Here is a 7,788-nt window from a genome sequence, read left to right as displayed (position 1 = left end):
CTTGCGATGGGACGAACGCGATGCGGAACGTTCGAAAACGCGGTGCGCCGCGTTTTGGCGGTGCGAAGAAATGCGCTCTTCCGCGTATTTCAAACAGACCCTAAGGCCGCGCGATGGAACGGCACCTAGGTCTCGACTGGCTACGGATCGGCGCGTTCGGTCTGCTCATCTTCTATCATATCGGCATGGTGTTCGTGCCATGGGGTTTCCATGTCAAAACCGCGCAGCCGCAGGATTGGGTCGCGCTGCCAATGCTTGCGCTGAACAGTTGGCGGTTGCTTTTGCTGTTCGTGGTGTCGGGCTATGCCAGCCGCGCGCTCCTGATCAAGGGGTCGGGTACGCCAGGCTTTGCCGCCAATCGCACGCTGCGGCTGATCGTACCGTTGCTGTTCGGGGTGCTGATCGTGGTCCCGGTGCAACCCTGGATCGAGCTCACCACGCAGCGCGGCTATGCCCATGATTTCGGCTATTTCCTGACCCACGATTATTTTCGCTTCGGCATCCTGTCGGGCGTGGCGCTGCCGACGTGGCAGCATTTGTGGTTCGTCGCCTATCTGTGGTTCTACACGATGCTGCTTGCTTTATTGGTCGCAGGCTTCGGGGCGCGCAGCGGGCAAGGGCTGTTCGACCGCGTGTTCGGAACGGTGCTGGTGTGGCTGATCCCGGCCGCATGGCTGGTCGCGGTCAGCGCGTGGCTGTTTCCTGGGGTCGGGCCGACCAACACGCTGGTCGACGATCTGGTGTCGCACGCGCAATATTTGCCGGGGTTCCTGTTCGGCTTTGCGCTCGCCGGGTCGCCGGGCGCGCTGGCGGCGATGCGGCGGTGGTGGCCATGGGCGCTTGGCGTCGGGCTGCTCTGCTACGGTGTCGTCGTGGCGATCGAGATCGAATGGCCCGGCAGCACGACGCCAGCCTGGCCATACGGCATCCTCTTCGCCAGCGCGCGTGCGGTGCAGGGGTGGAGCATCATCGTCGCGCTGATCGGCTTCGCCGACAGCTATCTCAACCGCGATCATCGGTGGCGGCGCGTGATGACCGAAGCGGTGTTCCCCTTCTATATCATCCACCAAACGATCATCGTCGGGGTCGAGGGCGCGTTGTTGCCGCTCGGCTTGCCGGCGGTGGTGGAATTCCTGATCCTGCTGGCGACGACGGTCGGCGGATGCTGGGCCTTTTATGCAATCGGGCGCGAGATTGGCTGGCTCCGCCCGCTGATCGGGTTACGTCCGCGCGAACGACAGGAGCGAACGGCATGAGCTGGACATTGGTGCTGCACGGCGGCGCGGGGCAGATGACGCGCGCGACGGTTACGGTCGCGCAAGCCGAGGGCGCGCGTGCCGCCTTGAGCCGCGCGCTCGATGCCGGAGCCGCGATCCTGACCGGCGGCGGCGCGGCGCTCGACGCGGTCGAGGCCGCGGTGCGCGTGCTTGAGGACGATCCGCACTTCAACGCCGGACGCGGTGCTGCGCTGACGCAGGACGGCGTGGCCGAACTCGACGCCGCAATCATGGACGGCAGCGACCGGAACGCCGGGGCGGTGGCGGGGGTCAGCGCAACGCGCCACCCGGTCAGCGCCGCGCGCGCGGTGATGACACATTCGCCACACGTGTTGCTGAGCGGCGCGGGGGCCGACGCCTTTGCGCGCGCGCAAGGCTGCGAAGCGGCGACGCAGGACTGGCTCGCTTTGCCCGAACGCCGTGCGCAGCTCGCCGAGATGATCGCGGGCGGCGGAGCGTTCGATGTCGACATGAAATATGGCACGGTTGGCGCGGTCGCGTGCGACGAACATGGCCATGTCGCCGCCGCGACTTCGACCGGCGGGGTGACGGGCAAGCGCTGGGGCCGGATCGGCGATTCGCCGCTGATCGGGGCTGGCACTTATGCCGATGACCGAGCGGCGGCAGTTTCCTGCACCGGATCGGGCGAGTTCTTCATCCGCACAGGCGTTGCCCACGAGATTTGCGCGCGGGTGCGACTGGCGGGCGAATCGCTGGAAACGGCGGTGGCCGCCGTGCTGGCGGAGGTCACTGCACTCGGCGGAGCGGGCGGGGTGATCGCCACCGGGCCGCAGGGCGAGGCGGTGTGGCATTTCACGACGCCGGGCATGTACCGCGCGCGGCTTACTTCGGGCGGCGCGAGGGAGATTGCGGTGTTCGCGGAGGACTAACCGACCTGTCATCCCCGCGAAAGCGGGGACCCGGCTTGGGGAGCGGGTGATGCGTCCCCGCTTTCGCGGGGATGACAAGGCGAGTAGGGCCAAGCGCATGATTCGTCCCCTCCCCGCTTTACTCGCCGCCGTCGCGCTCGTCGCGACCGCATCCCCCGCCTCGGCCTATTGGGAATATGGCCACCAGACGGTCGCGCAGATCGCCGAGGCCAACGTCCGACCCAAGACGCGGGTCGCAATCCGCGCCTTGCTCGCGCGATCGGACCTGCTCGCCACGCCCGAGTGCAAGGCATCGACGATGGCCGATGCGAGCGTGTGGGCGGATTGCATCAAGCCGCTCAAGGATGCCGACGGCAAATCGCGCTTCGGCTATGCCTATGCGTGGCACTATCAGAACGTCAGCATTTGCCGCCCGTTCGACCTGACCGCGCCGTGCAAGGACGGCAATTGCGTGTCTGCACAGATCACGCGCGATGTCGCTTTGCTCAAGAACAAGCGCGCACCGCTCAAGGACCGGGTCGAGGCACTCGCTTTCCTGATCCACTTCGTCGGCGATTTGCACCAGCCGCTCCACGCCGGCGACAAGGACGACAAAGGCGGCAATGACGCCAAGGCCGATTACGGCATTTACGGCCCGGCCCGGCTCGATCTGCACAGCATTTGGGATGGCTATCTCGCCGAGCGCGCGATCTCGTCGGGGCCGTCGCTGATCCGGCGCTATCCCGCCGCGGTGCGCGCTGCTGTCACGGCGGGCGATGTCACCGATTGGAGCCGCGAGAGCTGGCACATCTCGCACGACGCGGTTTATGGCAGCGTGCTGTCCGACCCGTGCGCCCCGACTCCGGCGCGCGTGAAGCTCGACGACGCCACGATCGCGAAGCTCGCGCCGATCGCGCGGCTCGAAGTGGAGCGCGGCGGGCTGCGGCTGGCGAAGCTGCTCGACGCGGCGCTGGGTTAAGCGCCCATCCCCTTCAGCAAGATCACCTCAATCCGTTCGGCCCCGGACTGGATCCGGGGCTGTCGAAGCCCTGTTCGCCACCCGCGGGCCGAGTTCGTGTGGAGACGTGCCCTTCAGCAAGCTCAGCCCGAACGGGGGGTGATGCAGCGTTATGTCGAGGGCTTCACGAACCCCGCCACCGCCGCCGCCACGGCGGGGGAAATCGGCAGCGACGCATCGGCATAGGTCGCGACGTTCGCCATGCGATCGTCGCTCGCAACCGGGCGCAGCACATGGTTAACGCCGGGGAGCAACGCCAGCGTCGCCCTGGGCTGCGCGACCTTCAACGTCTCGGCATCGGCGACGCTGACCTGAATGTCGCGCGTCCCTTGCAGGATCAACACCGGCAGCTTCACGTTCGCGATCAGTTTCGCCGGATCGTGCGCCATCAAATCGATCCAATACCCCTGAAGCTTGTCGGCAAAGAGCGGCTGGAGCGGCGCGGGCAAGGTCGCCGCAGGCACGCGTTTGCCCGCCTCCAGCGCATCGATCGCGCCGAGCGCGGGTGCAAGGATCGGCGCATTGAAGGGGTTGGCTTTGAGTTGCTCGCGCAGCACCGTCGCCATCGGCCGACCGACCGCGCTTAGCAGGATGATGCCACACAGGCCCTCGGGTCGCTGGGCCGCGACCAACGCGACCAGCCCGCCTTCGCTATGCCCGAGCAGCCAGATGCATTTCCGCCCGGTCTTTGCCCGCGCGACCTTGCTCCACGCTTGCACGTCGTCGGCATAGCCCGCGGTGGTCGCGGCATTGGGATCCGCCACCGCCGCGCGGCTGCCGAACAGCCCGCGCTTGTCGATGCGCAACGTCGCGATCCCTTTGGCGGCAAGCGCCTCGGCGAGCTGGCGGTACGGGCCGCCCGCGACCCCGGCGGGGTTGTTACCATCGCGATCGGTCGGGCCCGAGCCGGGGATGATCAAGACCAGCGGTGCCGTGGGATCGGGATCGAGCAGCGTTCCGGCGAGCGATCCTTGCGGCCCGGGCGCGGTGAGCTCGACTGGCGGTGGCGCGGCGACCGCGGGTGAAGCGGCGAGCAAGGCCGCGACGGCGAGCAAGCGGATCATTTGCCCGACCGTTTCCGCGCGCGGCGTTCGGCGAGCAAGTCATCGATGTTGATGACTTCCGACTTGGTCAGCGCCCAACGGACGAACAGGATCCACATCACCGCGAGGATCACCAGTGGTGCTATGATCAGCATCGGCGTCGCCTTCACGCGCGGCATGATCGCGAACATCGGCACCAAGGAGGCCAGCGTCATCGCGATCAGCGCCGTCCAGCCCCTGACATTGGTCGGCGTTATCTGGAGTTTGCCACGCCCGCGATAAGCGATGAACCAGGGATCATCCATCATCATTCTCCGTCTTGGCGGGCCGCCCACGCTTGGGCGTCTCGCTCTGCGCCACCTTCACCCCCCGCTTCGCCAGCGCCTCGCGCAGCAGGCATTCGAACTGGGCGTTGACGCTCCGCAGATCGGCCGCCGCCACGCGCTCGACCGCCGCGTACAGCGCGGGATCGAGGCGCAGTGGAAACGCCTTTTTGGGAGGAGCGGCCAACGCGTCTGGCCGATCAGTAGAGCGAGCCGGCATTGACGACGGGCTGCGTATCGCGCTCGCCGCACAACACGACCATCAAGTTCGACACCATCGCCGCACGGCGTTCGTCGTCGAGGTCGACCACACCCTTCTTCGACAACAAGTCGAGCGCCATTTCGACCATCCCGACCGCGCCCTCGACCAAGGTCGCGCGCGCCGCGACCACGGCTTGCGCCTGTTGCCGCCGCAGCATCGCGCCGGCGATCTCGGGCGCATAAGCGAGGTGCGTGAAGCCGCATTCGTCAACCGTAATGCCCGCCGTCACCAGCCGCGCGATGAGTTCGGCGCGCAGTTCGACCGCGACCTGATCGTGATTGCCGCGCAGCGTGACTTCCTGATGCTCGTAATCGTCATACGGATAGCGCGCGCCGATCGTACGCACCGCGGCCTCGATCTGGACGATCACGAATGCCTTGTAATCGTCGATATCGAACAACGCTTGCGCGGTATCGGTGACGCGCCACACGACTTGCGCGGCGATCTCGATCGGGTTGCCGCGAAGGTCGTTGACCTTCAACCGCTCGGAAATCATGTTGTTGGCGCGCAGTGACACTTTCTTGCGCCCGAGCCACGGCATCAGCCAGCGCAAGCCCGTATTGCGATCGGTCCCCTTATACGCGCCGAACAAAGTGATCGCGGTCGCCTGGTTGGGCTGCTGCATGTAGAAGCCGCACGCGACGAACAGAAAAACGATGCTGGCAAGCGTGATGACGATCCCGCCGAGCGCCGGATTGGCTTCGAGCAGTGTCCCCCCGAAAATCCCCACCGCGAGCGCAGCCAGCATCACCAGCAGCATGGCATAGCCGCTCGACGTGGCTGCGCTATGCTCGCTCGACAGCGTCAGCGCGGTGTTGCGTGTACCCGAATCACCCATGAATGCCTCCCGTTAATATGATATCATATTTATATCGGCATTATGGCGGATGCAAGAGGTTTTCCTCCCCTCCCTGAAAGGGAGGGGTAGGGGGTGGGTCGGTATGGGGAGAGGACGGAGTTCGATTACGAACCGACCCACCCCCAGCCCCTCCCTTTCAGGGAGGGGAGCAGCAACGAAAAAGGGCGGCGCTGCCTAAGCAACGCCGCCCTTCGCGTTACCGAGAGTGGCAATCAGTTCAGGACGATCGTCACCGCGCGGCGGTTCTGCGCCCAGCTGGCTTCGTCCGACCCCAAAGCGATCGGGCGTTCCTTGCCATAGCTGATCGTCGAGATCCGCCCCGGCGCGACGCCGCGCGCGGCGAGATAGTTTTTCGCGGCAAGCGCACGGCGATCGCCCAGTGCGAGATTGTATTCGCGCGTGCCGCGCTCGTCACAATGCCCCTCAAGGCTGACCGGCACATTCGGGTAGCGCGTCAGCCATGTCGCCTGGCTATCGAGGATCGCGCGCGCGCGCTCCTCCAGCGTGAAGCTGTCGAGCGCGAAATTGACGGTGTTGCTGGTGACCGAGCGTTCGAAATCGCCGCGTGACCCCGGCACGACGCCATTGCCCGGAGTGACCGGACCCGTGCCGGGCGCAGGCGGAATATAGGCTGGCGGTTTCTTGGCGCAGCCGGCCACAATCAGCGTGGTGGCGAGCAAGAGAGCAGTGGTCAGTTTTGCCATGGCGGTTTCTCCCAGAGTGAGACCGGCAAGCGCCGGACATTGGTCAGTCGGTACAGGCACGCGCTAAACTGGTTAACGACTTCGCGTGTGAAGCCGCGAGAGTCAACGCGCGGTGTGTCTCAGGGACGTAACGGTCCCCAGCCCGGATCGGATCCATCGAGCGGTGTCGGGACGCGCCGGAGGTTGACGCCGGTCAAATCGACCGACCACAAATTCGCCCGCCCGCTGCCACCGCTGGTCGACCGGAAGAACATCAACACGCGGCCATTGGGCGACCAGCTCGGCCCCTCATCCTGCGCGCCGTCGGTCAGCAATTGCTCGTTGCCACCGGCCGGACTCATCACGCCGATGCGAAAGCTGCCGCCCAATTTGGTGAAGGCAATCAAATTGCCGCGCGGACTCCAGACCGGGGTGGCATAGCGCCCGCTGCCAAAGCTGATGCGCTGTTGCTGCGATCCGTCGGCGTTCATCACATAGAGTTGCTGCGTCCCCGAACGGTCGCTTTCGAACACGATCCGTCCGCCATCGGGCGAATAGGTGCCGCCCGTGTCGATACCCGGCGAATCGGTCAGCCGCTGCGGCGTCCCCCCACCCAAGGCGACGCGGTAGACATCGGTGTTGCCGCCGATCGCCATCGAGAACAAAACCCAGCGCCCGTCGGGCGAAACGCGCGGGGCGAAGGTCAGATTGGTGTTGGGGACCAGCAGCCGCTGCCGCTTGGACGCAACATCGTAGACGTAGATCGCCGGGCGATCATCGAGATAGCTCATATAGACGATCGCGCGCTGATCGGGCGAGAAACGCGGCGTCAGCGCAATCGCCTGCCCGTTGGTCAGGAATGTGTGATTCTCACCGTCCTGATCCATCAAAGCGAGCCGCTTGATGCGCTTGCCCTTGGGGCCGGTCTCCGAGACATAGGCGACGCGGCTGTCGAAATACGGGCCTTCGCCGGTCAGCTTGGAATAGACCATGTCGGCGCATTTATGTCCCGCGCGCCGCCAGTCGGCCGGGGCCACGACGAACCCCTGCCGCGCGAGTTCGCGGCGCGAGAAGACGTCGTAGAGGTAGCAGCCAACCGTGAGCGTCCCGTCGCCATTGGCGCGGATGAAGCCCTGCACCAGCGCGGAGGCACCCGCCGGCCCCCAATAATCGAAGGTCGGGGCAGTCACTTCGGGATAAGGGATCGGCTTCACGCCCGAGTCGAGCGGCTTGAACAGGCCCGAATTGCGCAAATCGCCCGTGACGATCTGCGCAAGTTGCTGGCCCAGCACATCGGTACGCCCGGCCGGGGTATTGGCGATTTCGGCGGTCGGCATCACCGGAATCGCGATGCCGAGCGGCGCGGAAACGCCGCCGACGACATCGACCACCAGCTCGCCTTGCTGTTGCGGGTCGGTCGGGCCCGCGGGGGCGGGCGACTGCACCGGGGCGGG

At 66.0% G+C, this 7,788-nt stretch carries 9 protein-coding genes; 3 read left to right on the top strand and 6 right to left on the bottom strand.

The window, feature by feature from the left end; translation table 11 throughout:
• Nucleotides 1-113: 113 nt before the first annotated feature.
• The 3 genes from ABWP09_RS02740 (at nt 114) to ABWP09_RS02730 (ending at nt 3,125) form a co-directional block, all read left to right on the top strand.
• Nucleotides 114-1,256 carry an acyltransferase family protein gene (locus tag ABWP09_RS02740; protein ID WP_353203629.1) on the top strand — a complete coding sequence of 381 codons (1,143 nt, stop codon included), beginning with the start codon at nt 114-116 and terminating at the stop codon, nt 1,254-1,256.
• Nucleotides 1,253-2,167: an isoaspartyl peptidase/L-asparaginase family protein gene (locus ABWP09_RS02735; protein ID WP_353203628.1), complete on the top strand. Its 915-nt coding sequence runs from the start codon at nt 1,253-1,255 to the stop codon at nt 2,165-2,167. The genes ABWP09_RS02740 and ABWP09_RS02735 overlap by 4 nt, the downstream gene beginning before the upstream one ends.
• 97 nt (nt 2,168-2,264) lie before the next feature.
• Nucleotides 2,265-3,125, top strand: coding sequence for a S1/P1 nuclease (locus tag ABWP09_RS02730; protein ID WP_353203627.1), 861 nt, complete (start codon nt 2,265-2,267; stop codon nt 3,123-3,125).
• A gap of 149 nt (nt 3,126-3,274) precedes the next feature.
• Here ABWP09_RS02730 and ABWP09_RS02725 read toward each other — a convergent pair whose 3' ends face one another.
• The 6 genes from ABWP09_RS02725 to tolB all read right to left on the bottom strand — a co-directional run bounded on the left by ABWP09_RS02725 (nt 3,275) and on the right by tolB (nt 7,779).
• Nucleotides 3,275-4,228, bottom strand: coding sequence for an alpha/beta hydrolase (locus ABWP09_RS02725; RefSeq protein ID WP_353203626.1), 954 nt, complete (start codon nt 4,226-4,228; stop codon nt 3,275-3,277).
• Entirely contained in the window at nt 4,225-4,512 is a 288-nt protein-coding gene (locus ABWP09_RS02720) for a hypothetical protein (protein ID WP_353203625.1), read from the bottom strand. Before ABWP09_RS02720 ends, ABWP09_RS02725 begins: the two co-directional genes overlap by 4 nt.
• Complete coding sequence (locus tag ABWP09_RS02715) at nt 4,505-4,717, bottom strand: type II toxin-antitoxin system antitoxin (protein ID WP_353203624.1); 213 nt, start codon at nt 4,715-4,717, stop codon at nt 4,505-4,507. Before ABWP09_RS02715 ends, ABWP09_RS02720 begins: the two co-directional genes overlap by 8 nt.
• A gap of 13 nt (nt 4,718-4,730) precedes the next feature.
• Nucleotides 4,731-5,630: an SPFH domain-containing protein gene (locus ABWP09_RS02710; RefSeq protein ID WP_353203623.1), complete on the bottom strand. Its 900-nt coding sequence runs from the start codon at nt 5,628-5,630 to the stop codon at nt 4,731-4,733.
• A gap of 233 nt (nt 5,631-5,863) precedes the next feature.
• On the bottom strand, nt 5,864-6,355 hold the full coding sequence (gene pal / locus ABWP09_RS02705; RefSeq protein ID WP_353203622.1) for a peptidoglycan-associated lipoprotein Pal: 492 nt from the start codon (nt 6,353-6,355) through the stop codon (nt 5,864-5,866).
• 119 nt (nt 6,356-6,474) lie between these two features.
• Nucleotides 6,475-7,779 carry a Tol-Pal system beta propeller repeat protein TolB gene (gene tolB, locus ABWP09_RS02700; protein WP_353203651.1) on the bottom strand — a complete coding sequence of 435 codons (1,305 nt, stop codon included), beginning with the start codon at nt 7,777-7,779 and terminating at the stop codon, nt 6,475-6,477.
• Nucleotides 7,780-7,788: the final 9 nt, after the last annotated feature.

It is taken from the genome of Sphingomonas sp., from assembly GCF_040398505.1.
Classification (GTDB): Bacteria; Pseudomonadota; Alphaproteobacteria; order Sphingomonadales; family Sphingomonadaceae; genus Sphingomonas.
The sequence above is the reverse complement of the archived record's forward strand: the minus strand, read 5'-3'. Positions and strand labels throughout refer to the sequence as shown.